Raw genomic sequence first — 17,487 nt, forward strand, 5'->3', positions numbered from 1 at the left:
GAACAGGCCCCGGAACCCGAGCCCGCCGACGGGGCCGGGGACCCGGCGGCGGAGACGGACGGCGTCCTCACCGGAGCGGTCCAGGCTCCGGCGTGGTTGCCGTGGGTGGTGTCGGCGAAGTCGCGTGAGGCGGTGCGGGAGCAGGCCGGGCGGCTGGCGGCGTCCGTGCGCGACAGTGGTGCGGGTGTGCTGGACGTGGCGCATTCGCTGGTGTCGACGCGTGTCGCGATGGAGCACCGTTCGGTCGTCGTCGGCAGCGGTCCCGACGACCTGCTCGCCGGACTCGACGCCCTCGCCGCAGGCCGGCCCGCCCCCGGCGTCGTAGACGGCACCGCCACCGAAGGCGGCGGCGTCGTGTTCGTCTTTCCGGGCCAGGGTTCGCAGTGGGCCGGCATGGCCGTCGAACTCCTGGACACCTCGCCGGTGTTCGCCCAGCGGATGTCCGCCTGCGCCGACGCGCTCGCTCCTCACGTCGAGTGGTCGTTGCTTGACGTGGTGCGGGGTGTGGAGGGTGCCGCTTCGTTGGAGCGGGTGGATGTGGTGCAGCCGGTGTTGTGGGCGGTGATGGTGTCGTTGGCGGAGGTGTGGCGTTCGTGCGGTGTGGAACCGGCCGCGGTGGTGGGTCATTCGCAGGGTGAGATCGCGGCCGCGTGTGTGGCGGGTGGGTTGTCGTTGGAGGATGCGGCGCTGGTGGTGGCGTTGCGTTCGCGTGCGTTGCGTGCTCTGTCGGGTCTGGGCGGCATGGTGTCGGTGGCGTGTGGTGTGTCGGTGGTGGGGGAGTTGGTCGGCCGGTGGGAGGGCCGGGTGTCGGTGGCGGCGGTGAACGGGCCGTCGTCGGTGGTGGTGTCGGGTGACGCGGACGCGTTGGACGAGCTGCTGGTGGTGTGCGGGGCACAGGGTGTGCGGGCGCGTCGGGTGGCGGTGGACTACGCGTCGCATTCGGCTCATGTGGAGCGTATTGAGAGCGAGTTGGCGGAGCTGCTGGCTCCGGTGGTGCCGCGTTCGTGCGATGTGCCGTTCTATTCGACGGTCTCCGGTGGGGTGCTCGACACCGTGTCGCTGGACGCGGGGTACTGGTACCGGAATCTGCGGGGGACGGTGGAGTTCGAGGCGGCGACGCGTGCGCTGCTGGCGGACGGTTTCCGGGTGCTGGTGGAGGTGAGTGCGCATCCGGTGGTGGCGACCGGGGTGCGCGAGACCATCGAGGACGCGGGTGTCGCCGCGGGTGTGGTGGGCACGCTGCGGCGTGACGAGGGCGGCTGGGAGCGGTTCACGCTGTCGCTGGGCGAGGCGTGGGCGTACGGAGCGGACGTCGACTGGGACGCCTTCTACGAAGGCACCCGTCCCCGCCGCGTCGACCTCCCCACCTACCCCTTCCGCCGCGAGTGGTACTGGCTCACCCCCGACGAGACCGACCGGCCGGCCGGCACCGGCAGCGACCCCGCCGACGGTGAGTTCTGGTCCGCCGTCGAGAGCGGTGACGTCACCCGTCTGTCCACCGTCCTGGACATCACCGGCGACGACACCGAGGCCTTCAGCAGCCTGCTGCCCGCACTCGCCTCCTGGCGCCGCCGCCGCACCCTGCGCACCACCCTCGACTCCTGGCGCCACCGCGTCCACTGGATGCCGCTGACCGGTGCCGCCGGACCCGTCCCCGCCGGCCGCTGGCCCGCGCTCGTCCCGGCCGGGCACGCCGACGACCCCTGGGTCGACGACGTCCTCGCCGCCCTCACCGCCCGCGGACTGCGCGTCGAACGCCACGACCTGACCGGCGACGAGGACACCGCCGCCCTCACCGCCCTGCTCGCCACCACCGACGGAGAGGACCCCGCCGGAGTGCTGTCGCTGCTCGCCCTCGACGAGCGGCCGCACCCCGATCACCCCGCCGTGCCACGCGGCCTCACCGCAGCCAAGGACCTGACGCACGCGCTGTCCGGTACCGGCACCCGCCTGTGGGCGCTCACCCGCGGCGCCGTCTCCGTCGACAGCCGGGACCCGCTGACCTCTCCCGTCCAGGCCGGGACCTGGGGCTTCGGCCGCGCCGTCGCCTTCGAACTGCCGGACACCTGGGGCGGACTCGTCGACCTGCCGCCCACCCCCGACCCGCGTGCCCTCGACCGCCTCCCCGGCCTCCTCGGCGGCACCGAGGACCAGCTCGCCGTGCGCGCCTCCGGCTCCTACGCCCGCCGGCTCGCCCGGATGCCGCTGCCCGAGCCCGCCGGGGGCGCCGACCCCACCGGCACCTGGGCGGCGCACGACACCGTCCTGATCACCGGCGGCACCGGCGCCCTCGGCGCCCACGTCGCCCGCTCCCTGGCCGCCGCCGGCACCCGGCACCTGGTCCTCACCAGCCGCCGCGGCCCCGACGCGCCCGGTGTCGCCGACCTCACCGCCGACCTCACCGCCCACGGCGCCCGCGTCACCGTCGCCGACTGCGACGTCGCCGACCGCGACCAGCTCGCCGGGCTCCTCGAGTCCCTCCCCGCCGACCTGCCGCTCACCGGCGTCGTCCACGCCGCGGGCGTCCTCGACGACGGCGTCCTCGACGCCCTCACCCCGGACCGCTTCGACGCCGTCCTGCGCCCCAAGACCCTCGGCACCGCCAACCTGCACGAACTCACCCGCGACCACGACCTGTCGATGTTCGTGCTGTTCTCCTCCGTCGTCGGCGTCCTCGGCAACGCCGGACAGGCCAACTACGCCGCCGCCAACGCCTACCTCGACGCCGTCGCCGAGCAGCGCCGCGCCGCCGGCCTGCCCGTCACCTCCGTCGCCTGGGGCCCCTGGGCCGACGCCGGCATGGCCACCGCCGACGTCCTCACCGACCGGATGCGCCACGACGGACTCACCCCGATGGCGCCCGACACCGCCGTCGCCGCGCTGCGCGCCGCCGTCACCGAGGGCGCCTCGCACGCCACCGTCGTCGACGTCGACTGGCCGTCGTACGCCGGCGTCCTGACCGCCGCCCGGCCCAGCCCCCTCATCGGCGACCTGCCCGAGGTCCGCCGCGCCTTGGAGGCCGCGAAGGCCGCCGCGCCCGACACCCACGCCCTGCGCGACCGGCTGCGCGGCCTCGCCCCCGCCGACCAGGACCGCCTGCTCACCGACCTGGTCCGCGCCGAGGTCGCCACCGCCCTGCGCTACGCCTCGCCCGAGGCCGTCGACGTGCACCGCGCCTTCAAGGACCTGGGCTTCGACTCGCTCACCGCCGTCGAGGTGCGCAACCGCATCACCGCCGCCACCGACGTCAAGCTGCCCACGACACTCCTGTTCGACCACCCCAACACCGTCGCCGTCGTCGACCACCTCAAGGGCCGGCTGCTCGGCGAACAGCAGCGCACCGCCGCACCCGTGGTCGTCGCGGCCGGCGTCACCGACGAGCCGATGGCCGTGGTCGCCATGGCCTGCCGCTTCCCCGGAGGGGTCACCAGCCCCGAGGAACTCTGGGACCTGATGGTCGCCGAGGTCGACGCGGTGTCCACCCCGCCCGCCGACCGCGGCTGGGACCTCGACTCCCTGTACGATCCCGACTCCGAGCGGCAGGGCACCACCTACAGCCGTGAGGGCGGATTCATCCAGGACGTCGCCGGATTCGACCCGGCGTTCTTCGGGATCTCCCCGCGCGAGGCCCTGGCCATGGACCCGCAGCAGCGCCTGCTCCTCGAGACCTCCTGGGAGACGTTCGAACGCGCCGGCATCGACCCAAAGACCCTGCGCTCCACCGCCACCGGAGTCTTCGTCGGCACCATCAACACCGACTACCAGGTCCGCCTCGGCGGTGCCGCCGCCCAGGAGCAGCTCGCCGGCCACCTCATGACCGGCAACGCCTCCAGCATCGCCTCCGGCCGCCTGTCCTACACGTACGGCTTCGAGGGCCCCGCCGTCACCATGGACACCGGCTGCTCGTCCTCCATGGTCGCCCTGCACCTGGCCCTGCAGTCGCTGCGCACCGGCGAGTGCACCATGGCCCTGGCCGGCGGCGCCACCATCATGTCCACCCCCGAGCCCTACGTGGAGTTCTCCCGGCAGCGAGGCCTGGCCGCCGACGGCCGCTGCAAGGCGTTCGCCGAGGGCGCCGACGGCATGGGCTTCGCCGAGGGCGTCGGCCTCGTCCTGCTGGAGCGGCTCTCCGACGCCCGCCGCAACGGCCACCCCGTCCTCGCCGTCGTCCGCGGCTCCGCCCTCAACCAGGACGGCGCCTCCAACGGCCTCACCGCCCCCAACGGCCCCTCCCAGCAGCGCGTCATCCGCCAGGCCCTCGCCAACGCCGGACTGTCCGCCGCCGAGGTCGACGTCGTCGAGGCGCACGGCACCGGCACCCCGCTCGGCGACCCGATCGAGGCCCAGGCCATCCTGGCCACCTACGGCCAGGACCGTCCCGCAGAGCGGCCGCTGCTGCTCGGCTCGCTGAAGTCCAACATCGGCCACACCCAGGCCGCCGCCGGAGTCGGCGGCATGATGAAGATGGTGCTCGCGATGCGGCACGGCATGGTGCCCAAGAGCCTGCACATCACCGAACCCACCTCGGTCGTCGACTGGTCCGGCGGCGCCGTCCGCCTGGTCACCGAGGCCACCGACTGGCCGGACGCCGACCACCCCCGCCGCGCCGGCATCTCCTCCTTCGGCATCAGCGGCACCAACGGCCACCTCATCCTCGAACAGGCCCCGGAACCCGAGCCCGCCGACGGGGCCGGGGACCCGGCGGCGGAGACGGACGGCGTCCTCACCGGAGCGGTCCAGGCTCCGGCGTGGTTGCCGTGGGTGGTGTCGGCGAAGTCGCGTGAGGCGGTGCGGGAGCAGGCCGGGCGGCTGGCGGCGTCCGTGCGCGACAGTGGTGCGGGTGTGCTGGACGTGGCGCATTCGCTGGTGTCGACGCGTGTCGCGATGGAGCACCGTTCGGTCGTCGTCGGCAGCGGTCCCGACGACCTGCTCGCCGGACTCGACGCCCTCGCCGCAGGCCGGCCCGCCCCCGGCGTCGTAGACGGCACCGCCACCGAAGGCGGCGGCGTCGTGTTCGTCTTTCCGGGCCAGGGTTCGCAGTGGGCCGGCATGGCCGTCGAACTCCTGGACACCTCGCCGGTGTTCGCCCAGCGGATGTCCGCCTGCGCCGACGCGCTCGCTCCTCACGTCGAGTGGTCGTTGCTTGACGTGGTGCGGGGTGTGGAGGGTGCCGCTTCGTTGGAGCGGGTGGATGTGGTGCAGCCGGTGTTGTGGGCGGTGATGGTGTCGTTGGCGGAGGTGTGGCGTTCGTGCGGTGTGGAACCGGCCGCGGTGGTGGGTCATTCGCAGGGTGAGATCGCGGCCGCGTGTGTGGCGGGTGGGTTGTCGTTGGAGGATGCGGCGCTGGTGGTGGCGTTGCGTTCGCGTGCGTTGCGTGCTCTGTCGGGTCTGGGCGGCATGGTGTCGGTGGCGTGTGGTGTGTCGGTGGTGGGGGAGTTGGTCGGCCGGTGGGAGGGCCGGGTGTCGGTGGCGGCGGTGAACGGGCCGTCGTCGGTGGTGGTGTCGGGTGACGCGGACGCGTTGGACGAGCTGCTGGTGGTGTGCGGGGCACAGGGTGTGCGGGCGCGTCGGGTGGCGGTGGACTACGCGTCGCATTCGGCTCATGTGGAGCGTATTGAGAGCGAGTTGGCGGAGCTGCTGGCTCCGGTGGTGCCGCGTTCGTGCGATGTGCCGTTCTATTCGACGGTCTCCGGTGGGGTGCTCGACACCGTGTCGCTGGACGCGGGGTACTGGTACCGGAATCTGCGGGGGACGGTGGAGTTCGAGGCGGCGACGCGTGCGCTGCTGGCGGACGGTTTCCGGGTGCTGGTGGAGGTGAGTGCGCATCCGGTGGTGGCGACCGGGGTGCGCGAGACCATCGAGGACGCGGGTGTCGCCGCGGGTGTGGTGGGCACGCTGCGGCGTGACGAGGGCGGCTGGGAGCGGTTCACGCTGTCGCTGGGCGAGGCGTGGGCGTACGGAGCGGACGTCGACTGGGACGCCTTCTACGAAGGCACCCGTCCCCGCCGCGTCGACCTCCCCACCTACCCCTTCCAGCGGCAGCACTACTGGCCCCGCTTCGCCGACTCCGCCGGCGACGTCACCTCCGCCGGACTGGAGTCCCCCGACCACCCCCTGCTCGGCGCCTCGGTCGAACTCGCCGGTGGCGACGGACTCGTCGCCACCGCCCGCTGGTCCCTGCGCGGCCAGCCCTGGCTCGCCGACCACGCCGTCTCCGGCACCGTCATCGTCCCCGGCACCGCCCTCGTCGAGTCCGTCATCCGAGCCGGTGACGTCCTCGGCGTCGGCAGCGTCGACGAACTGACCCTCCAGGCCCCCGTCGTCCTCCAGGAACGCGGCGAGGTCCAGGTCCAGATCGGCATCGGCGACGCCGACGACTCCGGGCGCCGCCCCGTCACCGTCCACACCCGGGCCACCGGACCCGACGGCGACGCCGAGGACCTGTGGACCCTGCGCGCCCAGGGCACCCTCGCCGAGCCCGGCGCCCCCGCCGTGGCGCGGCCCGAGGACTTCACCGCCTGGCCGCCGCCCGGCGCCACCCCCCTGGCCGCCGACGGCTTCTACGACCTGCTCGCCGGCCGCGGCTACGAGTACGGTCCCGTCTTCCAGGGCGTCCGCGCGACCTGGCGGCGCGGCGACGACGTGTTCGCGGAGGTCGTCCTGCCCGACCAGGTACGCGGCGACGCCGCCCGGTTCGGCATCCACCCCGCCCTGCTCGACGCCGCCCTGCACGCCGCGGGGCTCGCCCCCGGCGGCGACGACCGCACCGTCGTCCCCTTCGCCTGGTCCGGAGTCTGCCTGTACGCCACCGGCGCCACCGCGCTGCGCGTCCGGATCTCCCCGGCCGGCGAGGACACCGTCACCGTCCACCTGACCGACCCCAGCGGGGCACCCGTCGCCGTCATCGACTCGCTGGCCGTGCGCGAGGTGGCCGCAGAGACCCTCGACCCGTCCGCACGGGCCGCCCGCGACTGGCTGTTCCACCTCGACTGGACCCCCCTCACGCCCGCCGCCGCCCCCGCCGACGCGACCGGCTGGGCGGTCCTCGGCACCCCGGACGCACCCGTCACCGCCCCCGGCGGAACTCCGCTGCCCGCCCTCGCCGACCTCACCCTTCTCGACGACGCCACCGGCCGACTCCCCGCCGCCGTCCTGCTGTTCGCCGGGCAGAGGGCGACGGCCGCACCCGGCGGCGACACGTCGGCCGCCGCCCGTACCGGCGGCGACACCCCGGCCGCCCCGGACGCCGTCCTCGGTGAGGTCCTGACCACCGTCAACGACTGGCTCGCCGACGACCGCACCGCGGAGATTCCGCTCGTCGTGGTCACCCGGGGCGCCGTCGCCACCGGACCCGGCGACCCCGCACACGACCTGCCCGGCGCCGCCGTCTGGGGCCTGGTGCGCTCCGCGCAGTCGCAGCACCCCGGCCGCCTCGTCCTCGCCGACCTCGATGTCCACGACGACTCCTGGCAGGCCCTGCCCGCCGCGCTCGCCACCGGCGAACCGCAGCTCGCCCTGCGCCAGGGCACCGCCCACGCGCCCCGGCTGGCCCGCCCCCGCACCGCCGACACCCTGACCGCGCCCGCCGACGCCGGCGCGTGGCGACTCGACATCCCGGTCAAGGGCTCCGTCGACCAACTGGAACTGGTGCCCTGCCCCGAGATCACCGCCGAGCCCGCGCCCGGACACGTCCTCATCGAGGTACGGGCCGCCGGACTCAACTTCCGCGACGTCCTCAACACCCTCGGCATGTACCCCGGCCCCGCCGTACTCCTCGGCGCCGAAGCCGCCGGCGTCGTCACCGCCACCGGCCCCGGCGTCACCGGCCTCGCCCCCGGCGACCGCGTGATGGGCCTGGTCACCGGAGGCTTCGGCACCCACGCCGTCGCCGACGCCCGCATGGTCGCCCCCATGCCCGACGGCTGGACCTTCACCCAGGCCGCGTCCGTACCCGTCGCCTTCCTCACCGCCTACTACGGCCTGCGCGACCTCGCCGGCCTCACCGCCGGCGAGTCCGTCCTCGTCCACGCCGCCGCCGGCGGCGTCGGCATGGCCGCCGCCCAGCTCGCCCGCCACTGGGGCGCCGAGGTCTACGGCACCGCCGGCGACCACAAGCGGCGCCTGCTGCGCGCCGAGGGCTGGGCCGACGACCACCTGGCCTCCTCCCGCACCCTCGACTTCGAGGACCGGTTCCGGGAGACCAGCGGCGGACGCGGCGTGGACGTCGTACTGAACTCCCTGGCCGGTGACTTCGTCGACGCCTCGCTGCGCCTGCTCGCCCCCGGCGGACGTCTCGTCGAAATGGGCAAGACCGACGTCCGCGACCCCGATCAGGTCACCCGCGACCACCCCGGCGTCGCCCTCTACCAGGCGTACGAACTGCGCGAGGCCGGCGAGGACCGCATCCGGGAGATGTTCGCCGACCTCACCCGCCTCTTCGCCGACGGCTCCCTGCGCCCGCTGCCCACCGTCACCTGGGACGTCCACCACGCCCGCGACGCCTTCCGCCACATGGCGCAGGCCAAGCACTACGGCAAGATCGTCCTCACCGTGCCGCGCGCCTGGAACCCCGACGGCACCGTCCTGATCACCGGCGGCACCGGCACCATCGGCGGCATCCTCGCCCGGCACCTCGTCACCCGGCACGGCATGCGCCACCTGCTGCTCACCGGTCGCCGCGGCCCCGACGCCCCCGGGGCCGCCGGCCTGCGCGACGAACTGACCGCCCTCGGCGCCGAGGTGACCGTCGCCGCCTGCGACGCCGCCGACGCCGAACAGCTCGCCGCGACCCTCGCCGCCGTACCCGCCGCACACCCCCTCACCGCCGTGGTGCACGCGGCCGGCGCCCTCGACGACGGCGCCCTCGAACACCTCACCCCCGACCGGCTGCGCACCGCCCTCGCCCCCAAGGCCGACGCCGCCCGCCACCTGCACCGCCTCACCCGCGACCTCGACCTCGCGGACCTGGTGCTGTTCTCGGCCGGCGCCGGCGTCTTCGGCAACGCCGGCCAGGCCAACTACGCCGCCGCCAACACCTACCTCGACGCCCTCGCCCACCGCCGCCGAGCCGACGGCCTGCCCACCACCTCCCTGTCCTGGGGCCTGTGGGCCGACGCCAGCGCCATGACCGGCCACCTCGACGACACCGACCTCGCGCGCGTCCGCCGCTTTGGCGTCCTGCCGCTGTCCGCCGCCGACGGCATGGCCCTGTTCGACGCCGCGCTCACCGAGCAGCGCCCGCACCTGGTCCCCGTCCGCCTCGACACCGGCCGACTGCGCACCGGCGACGGCGAGATACCGCACCTGCTGCGCGCCCTGTACCGGGGCCCGGTCCGCCGCACCGCCGAAGCGGGCGCCGCCACCGGCACCGACGGACTGCGGCTGCGCCTGGCCGGCCTGTCCGCCGACGACCGGCTCACCCTCCTGCGCGACCTGGTCGCCACCCACGCCGCCGCCGTCCTCGGCCACACCGACCCCGACCAACTGCACGGCGGGCGCGCCTTCCGCGACCTCGGCTTCGACTCGCTGACCGCCGTCGAACTGCGCAACCGGCTCAACGCCGCCACCGCGCTGCGGCTGCCCGCCACCCTCGTCTTCGACCACCCGACCCTCGCCGAACTCGCCGCCCACCTCGACGGCGAACTCTCCGGCGGCACCCCCGCCACCGCGCCCGCCGCCCCGGCACCCCTCCCGGCCGCCGCCCAGGGGGACGAACCGTTCGCCATCGTCGGCATGGCCTGCCGCCTCCCCGGCGGGGTGCGCTCCCCGGAGGACCTGTGGCGGCTCCTCGCCGACGGCGCCGACGCCATCGCCGAGTTCCCCGGCGACCGAGGCTGGGACCTCGACGGCCTCTACGACGCCCTGCCCGGCGACCAGGTCACCTCCCGTACCCGCGAGGGCGGCTTCCTGCACGACGCCGCCGACTTCGACGCCGACTTCTTCGGGATCTCCCCCCGCGAGGCCCTCGCCATGGACCCGCAGCAGCGCCTGCTCCTGGAGACCGCCTGGGAGACGTTCGAACGCGCCGGCATCGACCCCCGGTCGGTGCGCGGCAGCCGCACCGGCGTCTTCGCCGGCCTGTCCTCCAGCGACTACCTCAAGCGCGTCGCCCACGTCCCCGACGAGATCGCCGGCTACGTCAACAACGGCAACGCCAACAGCATCGTCTCCGGCCGCGTCGCCTACACCCTCGGCCTGGAGGGCCCGGCCGTCACCGTCGACACCGCCTGCTCCTCCTCCCTCGTCGCCCTGCACATGGCGCTCCAGGCGCTGCGGGCCGGCGAGTGCACCATGGCCCTGGCCGGCGGCGTCACCGTGATGTCCTCACCGGAGATCATCGTCGACTTCTCCCGCCAGCGCGGCCTCGCCGCCGACGGCCGCTGCAAACCGTTCGCCGCCGCGGCCGACGGCACCGGCTTCTCCGAGGGCGTCGGCCTGATCCTCGTCGAGCGGCTCTCCGACGCCCGCCGCAACGGCCACCAGGTCCTCGCCGTCGTACGTGGCTCCGCCCTCAACCAGGACGGCGCCTCCAACGGCCTCACCGCCCCCAACGGGCCCGCCCAGCAGCGTGTCATCCGCCAGGCCCTCGCCGACGCCGGCGTCAGCGCCGCCGAGGTCGACGCCGTCGAGGCGCACGGCACCGGCACCCGCCTCGGCGACCCCATCGAGGCGCAGGCCCTGCTCGCCACCTACGGCCAGGACCGCGACCCCGGGCGGCCGCTGCTGCTCGGCTCCGTCAAGTCCAACCTCGGCCACACCCAGGCCGCCGCAGGCGTGGCCGGCGTCATGAAGATGGTCCTCGCCCTGCGGCACGGCCTGCTGCCCAAGAGCCTGCACGTCGACGCGCCCACCCCACACGTCGACTGGTCGGCCGGCGCCGTCAGCGTCCTCACCGAGGCCACCGCGTGGCCCCAACCGGCCACCCCCCGCCCCCTGCGCGCCGCCGTGTCCTCCTTCGGCATCAGCGGCACCAACGCCCACGTCATCCTCGAACAGGCCCCGGCCGAACCGGAGTCCGCCGACGAGGCGGACACCGACGTCGACGACGCGCCGGAGGCCCGTGCCGACCGCCCGCTGCCCTGGATCCTGTCCGCCCGCAGCGACGCCGCCCTGCGCGGCCAGGCCCGCGCCCTGCTCGCCCACCTCGACGCGCACCCCGGCCTCGCACCCGCCGACATCGCCCTGTCCCTCGTGACCCGCCGGGCCACCCTGGAGAAGCGCGCCGTCGTCGTCGCCACCTCCACGGGCGACTTCCGCGCCGGCCTCGCCGCCCTCGCCGACGGCACCCCCTCGCCCGCCGTGACCAGCGGCGGCCGGGGCACCGGCCGCGACCGCAGGGCCGTCCTCGTCTTCCCCGGCCAGGGCACCCAGTGGGCCGGCATGGGCGCCGACCTCCTCGACACCTCGCCGGTGTTCGCCGCACGGATCGAGGCCTGCACCGCCGCCCTCGCCCCGCACGTCGACTGGTCCCTCACCGACGTACTGCGCGGCACCGAAGGCGCGCCCTCCCTCGACCGGGCCGACGTAGCCCAGCCCGCGCTGTGGGCGGTGATGGTCGCGCTCGCCGAGGTGTGGCGCGCCCACGGCCTGAGGCCCGCCGCCGTCCTCGGCCACTCCCAGGGCGAGATCGCCGCCGCCGCCGTCAGCGGCGCCCTGTCCCTCGAGGACGCCGCGCGGATCGTCGCCGTGCGCAGCCTCGCCATCGCCCGCGAACTCTCCGGCCACGGCGGCATGGCCGCCGTCACCGCCCCGCACGACGAGGTCACCGCCCTCGTCGCCGACCTGCCCGGCGTCTCGGTCGCCGCCGTCAACGGCCCCTCCTCCGTGGTGGTCTCCGGCGACACCGACGGCCTCGACAGCCTCCTCGCCACCTGCGAGGAGCGGGGCGTGCGCGCTCGCCGCATCCCCGTCGACTACGCCTCCCACTCCGCGCACGTCGACCGGCTCGCCGAGACCCTGCCCGCCGCCCTGGACGGCATCGAACCCCGCGACGGCGACATCCCGTTCTTCTCCACCGTCACCGCCGACTGGCTGCCCGGCACGGCCCTGGACGCCCCCTACTGGCACCGCAACCTGCGCGGCACCGTCCGCCTGCAGGAGTCCCTGCGCGGCCTCCTCGACCAGGGCCACGACGTGTTCGTCGAGTGCAGTCCCCACCCGGTGCTCACCGCCGGCATCGAGGACACCGTCACCGCAGCCGGCGCCGACGCGGTCGCCCTGGGCTCCCTGCGCCGCGACGACGGCGGCACCGACCGGGTGCTGACCGCGCTGGCCTCCGCCCACGTCGCCGGCGTCCCCGTCGACTGGCGGCCCGCCGTCGCCCACGGCCGCCCCGTGGACCTGCCCACCTACGCCTTCCAGCGCGAGCGGTACTGGCTGGAGGCGACCGGCACCCAGGCCGACCCCACCGGACTCGACACGGTCGTACGGCTCGCCGACGGCGGCGCGGTCCTCGGCGGCGGGCTGTCGCTGACCGCACAGCCCTGGCTGGACGCCCACCGCGTGCACGGCACCGCCGTCGTGCCCGCCACCGCCCTGCTCGACTGGGCGGTACGGGCCGGCGACGAGACCGGCAGCCCGGCCGTCACCACCCTCGACGAGCACACCCCGGTCGCCGTCCCCGAACGGGGCCGCGTCGACCTCCAGATCACCGTCTCCGCGCCCGAGGGCACCGGCGGCGCCCCGGGCCGGCGCACGCTCACCGTCCACTCCCGCGTACCCGACCCGGACGGCGCCGACGTGCCCTGGACCCTGAACGCCACCGGCACCCTCACCGCCGGCGCCCCTGCGCCCGCCCCGGCCGGACCGGACACCTGGCCGCCCGCCGGCGCCCGTCCCGCCGACCCCGCCCGGGCCCACGACCGGCTCGACGGCAACGGCCTGGACACCGGCACCGCCTTCCGTACCCTGCGCGCGGTGTGGCAGCACGGCACCGACCTCCTCGCCGACGTGGAACTCCCCGAGGACGCCCGCGCCGACGCCGGCCGGTTCCGCGTCCACCCGGCGCTGCTCCAGACGGCCCTCGCCCTGGCCGCCACGCCCGAGCACGCCACCGCGCCCGCACTGCCGTACCGCTGGCAGGACGTCACCACGTACGCCACCGGCGCCACCCGGCTGCGCCTGCGGCTGACCGGCGACGACGGCACCTGGACGGTCCACGCCCACGACGGCACCGGAGCCCCCGTCCTCACCGCCACCGCCGCCACCCGCCCGGCCACCCCCGACCGGCTCCCGGCCGCCACCGCCCCCGACGCCCTGCACCGCGTCGAGTGGACCCCGTGGACCGGTGACACCGACCCCGCGGACCTCACCGGCCCCTGGGCGGTCGTCGGAAGCACCGGACGCCTCACCGCCGCCCTCGAACGCGCCGGCGCCACCGTCCACGTCCACGCCACCCTCGACGACCTCACCGCCGCCCTCGACAGCGGCGACACCGAACAGCCGGCGCTGGTCGTCGTCCCCCTCACCCACGACAACGCCATCACCGGCGCGGCCGCCCGGGACACCGCGTCCTCCGCCCACACCTCCGCCCACCGGGCACTGCACCTGGCCACCACCTGGCTCAGCGACCCGCGCCACACGGCCACCCGGCTCCTCGTGGTGACCGAGGGCGCCCTCGCCACCGGACCCGACGACAGTGTCCCTGCCCTCGCCGACGCCACCGTCTGGGGCCTGCTGCGCTCCGCCCAGACCGAACACCCCGGCCGCTTCCTCCTCGCCGACCTCGACCCGGACACGGACCTCCCGGCCGCCGGCCTTCCGGCCACGGACACCACGGACCTCACGGACCTCACGGACCTCACGGACCTCACGGACCTCACGGACGGTGACCGCGCCGACGCCTCGGCCACCGCCCTGATCGCCGCCGTCGCCGCCGCCGACCGCACCGGTGAGCACCAGTTCGCCGTACGCTCCGGCACCGTCACCGTGCCCCGCCTGGTCCGCGCCGACCGCGACGGCACCACACCCGCGGACAGCACCCCGTGGGGTGACGACACGGCGACCGGCACCGTCCTGATCACCGGCGGCACCGGCGCCCTCGGTGCCCTCGTCGCCCGCCACCTCGTCACCCGGCACGGCGTACGCCACCTGCTGCTCACCGGCCGCCGCGGCCCCGACGCCCCCGGCGCCGCCGACCTGCGCGACGACCTCACCGCCCTCGGCGCCGAGGTGACCGTCGTCGCCTGCGACGCCGCCGACCGCGACCAGCTCGCCGCGACCCTCGCCGCCGTACCCGCCGCGCATCCCCTGACCGCCGTGGTGCACGCGGCCGGCGTCCTCGACGACGGCCTCCTCGACACCCTCACCCCCGAACGCCTCGACCACGTCCTGCGGCCCAAGGCCGACGCCGCGTGGAACCTGCACGAACTGACCCGCGACACCAAGCTCTCCGCGTTCGTGCTGTTCTCCTCCTACGCGGGCCTCGCGGGCGGCCCCGGCCAGGCCAACTACGCCGCCGCCAACGCCTTCCTCGACGCCCTCGCCCAGCACCGGCGCGCCCGCGGCCTCACCGCCGTCTCCCTCGCCTGGGGCCTCTGGGAGGACAGGAGCGACCTCACCGGCGCCCTCGACGGAGCCGACCTCGCCCGACTGGAGCGGGCCGGCATCCGCCCCCTCACCTCCGACCAGGGCCTCGGCCTGCTCGACGCGGCCACCGCCCTGGAGACCGCCCACCTGGTGCCCGTACGACTCGACCCGCGCGCCCTGCGCGCCGACCAGGTGCCCCCGCTGCTGCGGGCCCTCGCCCGGCCGGCCGTCCGCCGCGCCGCCGACACCGGGACCACGGGCGGACCGCAGGACTTCCGCCGCAGGCTCGCCGCACTCAGCGGCCCCCGGCAGCAGGCCCTGCTGCACCGCACGGTCCTCGGCCACGTCGCCGCCGTCCTCGGCCACGCCTCCGCCGAGGCCCTGGACTCCGGGCGCGGCTTCCTCGACCTCGGCATGTCCTCCCTGACCGCGGTCGAACTCCGCAACCGCCTCAACGCGGAGACGGGCCTGACCCTGCCCACCACCCTCATCTTCGACCACCCGGACCCGGCCGCTCTCGTCCGCCACCTGCGGGACGAACTCGGCACCGGCCCCGCCGGATCCGGCGACGCGGACCAGCCCGTCTTCGCCGAACTGGCCGGCCTCGAGGCCGCCCTGAACGGCACCGAACTCGACGACCAGGACCGGGCCCGCCTGGCCAAGCGACTCCGGGCCCTCCAGTGGAAGCTCGACGCCACCACGGAGACCCCCGGCGACGAGCGCGACGACTCCGACCTCGACACCACCACGGACGACGAGATGTTCGACCTGATCGACAACGAACTCGGCCTCGCCTGACGTCCCCGGCCGGCCACCGCGTCCTTCCAGAACCAGAGGATCCCACCCCCATGGCAAGCTCCGAAGACAAGCTCCGCGACTACCTCAAGAAGGTCACCGCAGACCTGCGTCGCACCCGGCAGCGGCTGGAGTCCGTCGAGGCCGGACAGAGTGAGCCGATCGCCGTCATCGGCATGGCCTGCCGCTTCCCCGGCGGCGTCCGCTCCCCGGAGGACCTCTGGCGGCTCGTCGCCGACGGCACCGACGCCGTCGGTCCGCTGCCCGACGACCGCGGCTGGGACCTCGACTCCCTCTACGACCCCGACCCCGGCACCCCCGGCAAGAGCTACGTCCGCGAGGGCGGCTTCCTCGACGGCGCCGCCGACTTCGACGCCGACCTCTTCGGCATCGCCCCCCGCGAAGCCCTCGCCATGGACCCCCAGCAGCGGCTCCTGCTGGAGACCACCTGGGAGGCCGTCGAACGCGCCCGCATCAGCCCCGCCTCCCTCCGCAACACCGACACCGGCGTCTTCGTCGGCGGCGCCGACACCAACTACGGCTCCCTCGCCCGCACCACCGAGGAGACCGAGGGCCACAACCTCACCGGCGGCGCCATGAGCGTCCTGTCCGGCCGCATCTCCTACACCCTCGGCCTCGAGGGACCGGCCGTCACCGTCGACACCGCCTGCTCCTCCTCCCTCGTCGCCCTCCACCTCGCCGCCCGCGCCCTGCGCGCCGGCGAGTGCTCCCTCGCCCTGGCCGGCGGCGTCGCCATGATGCCGACCACCGAACTCTTCACCGAGTTCTCCCGCCAGCGCGGCCTCGCCGCCGACGGCCGCTGCAAGCCCTTCGCCGACTCCGCCGACGGCACCGCCTGGGGCGAGGGCGTCGGCGTCCTCCTCGTCGAGCGCCTTTCCGACGCCCGCCGCAACGGCCACCAGGTCCTCGCCGTCATCCGCGGCACAGCCGTCAACCAGGACGGCGCCAGCAGCCGCCTCACCGCCCCCAACGGACCCTCCCAGCGCCGGGTCATCGAGGCCGCCCTCGCCGACGCCCGCCTCACCCCCGACCAGGTCGACGCCGTCGAGGCCCACGGCACCGGCACCACTCTCGGCGACCCCATCGAGGCCCAGGCACTCCTCGCCACCTACGGCCGGAACCGGCCCGCCGACCGGCCGCTGCGCCTCGGCGCCGTCAAGTCGAACATCGGCCACGCCCAGGCGGCAGCCGGTGTCGCGGGCGTCATCAAGATGGTCATGGCGATGCGCCACGGCCTGCTGCCCGCCATCCTGCACGTCGACACGCCCACCTCCCACGTCGACTGGACCGCCGGCGCCGTCGAACTCCTCACCGAGGCCACCGAGTGGCCCACCGCCGAACACCCCCGCCGCGCCGGCGTCTCCGCCTTCGGCATCAGCGGCACCAACGCCCACGTCCTGTTGGAAGAGGCCAGCGATTCCACCGGCACGGACACCGGGGACGAGACGGCCGCCACCGACGGCGCGGCCGCGGCGGCTCCGGCCGTCGACCCCGCCGTGACCCCGTGGCTGCTGTCCGCCCGCTCCGAGACCGCGCTGCGCGCCCAGGCCGCACGCCTCCTCGCACACGTCAACGCCTCGGCCGCCGGCTCCCGGCACGCCGACATCGCCCTCTCCCTGGCGACCAGCCGCGCCCCGCTCCCGCACCGCGCGGTGGTCCTCGCCACCGACCCCGACACCACCGCCCAGGCCCTCACCGCCCTCGCCGGCGCCGTACCGCACCCCGCCGTCCTCGAAGGCACCGCCGAGGGTGGCTCGACCGCCTTCCTGTTCTCGGGTCAGGGTTCGCAGCGGCTGGGGATGGGCCGTGAACTGCATGCTCGTTTCCCGGTGTTCGCGGAGGCGTTCGACGCGGTGTGCGCGGGGCTGGACGAGCATCTGGAGCGGCCGCTGCGCGACGTGGTCTGGGGTGAGGACGGGGAGGCGTTGAACCGGACCGCCTATGCCCAGGCGGGGTTGTTCGCGGTTGAGGTGGCGTTGTTCCGGCTGGTGGAGTCGTGGGGTGTGCGGCCGGAGTTCGTCGCCGGGCACTCGATCGGTGAAATCGCGGCCGCGCATGTGGCGGGTGTGTTCTCCCTGGCGGACGCGTGTGCGCTGGTGGCTGCGCGTGGCCGGCTGATGCAGGCGTTGCCGGCCGGTGGTGCGA

2 protein-coding genes are annotated in these 17,487 nt (G+C 75.3%); both read left to right on the forward strand.

Annotated elements, in window-relative coordinates; all coding sequences use genetic code 11:
• Positions 1 to 15,324 (forward strand): SDR family NAD(P)-dependent oxidoreductase (locus tag ORI94_RS34050; protein ID WP_416237951.1); only part of this gene is annotated, 15,324 nt, incomplete at its 5' end.
• 50 nt (positions 15,325 to 15,374) lie between these two features.
• Positions 15,375 to 17,487, forward strand: a 2,113-nt coding sequence (locus ORI94_RS34055; protein ID WP_266082812.1) for a type I polyketide synthase, incomplete at its 3' end; no start/stop codon positions are given.

It is taken from the genome of Streptomyces sp. NEAU-W12 (assembly GCF_026242095.1).
GTDB lineage: Bacteria > Actinomycetota > Actinomycetes > Streptomycetales > Streptomycetaceae > Streptomyces.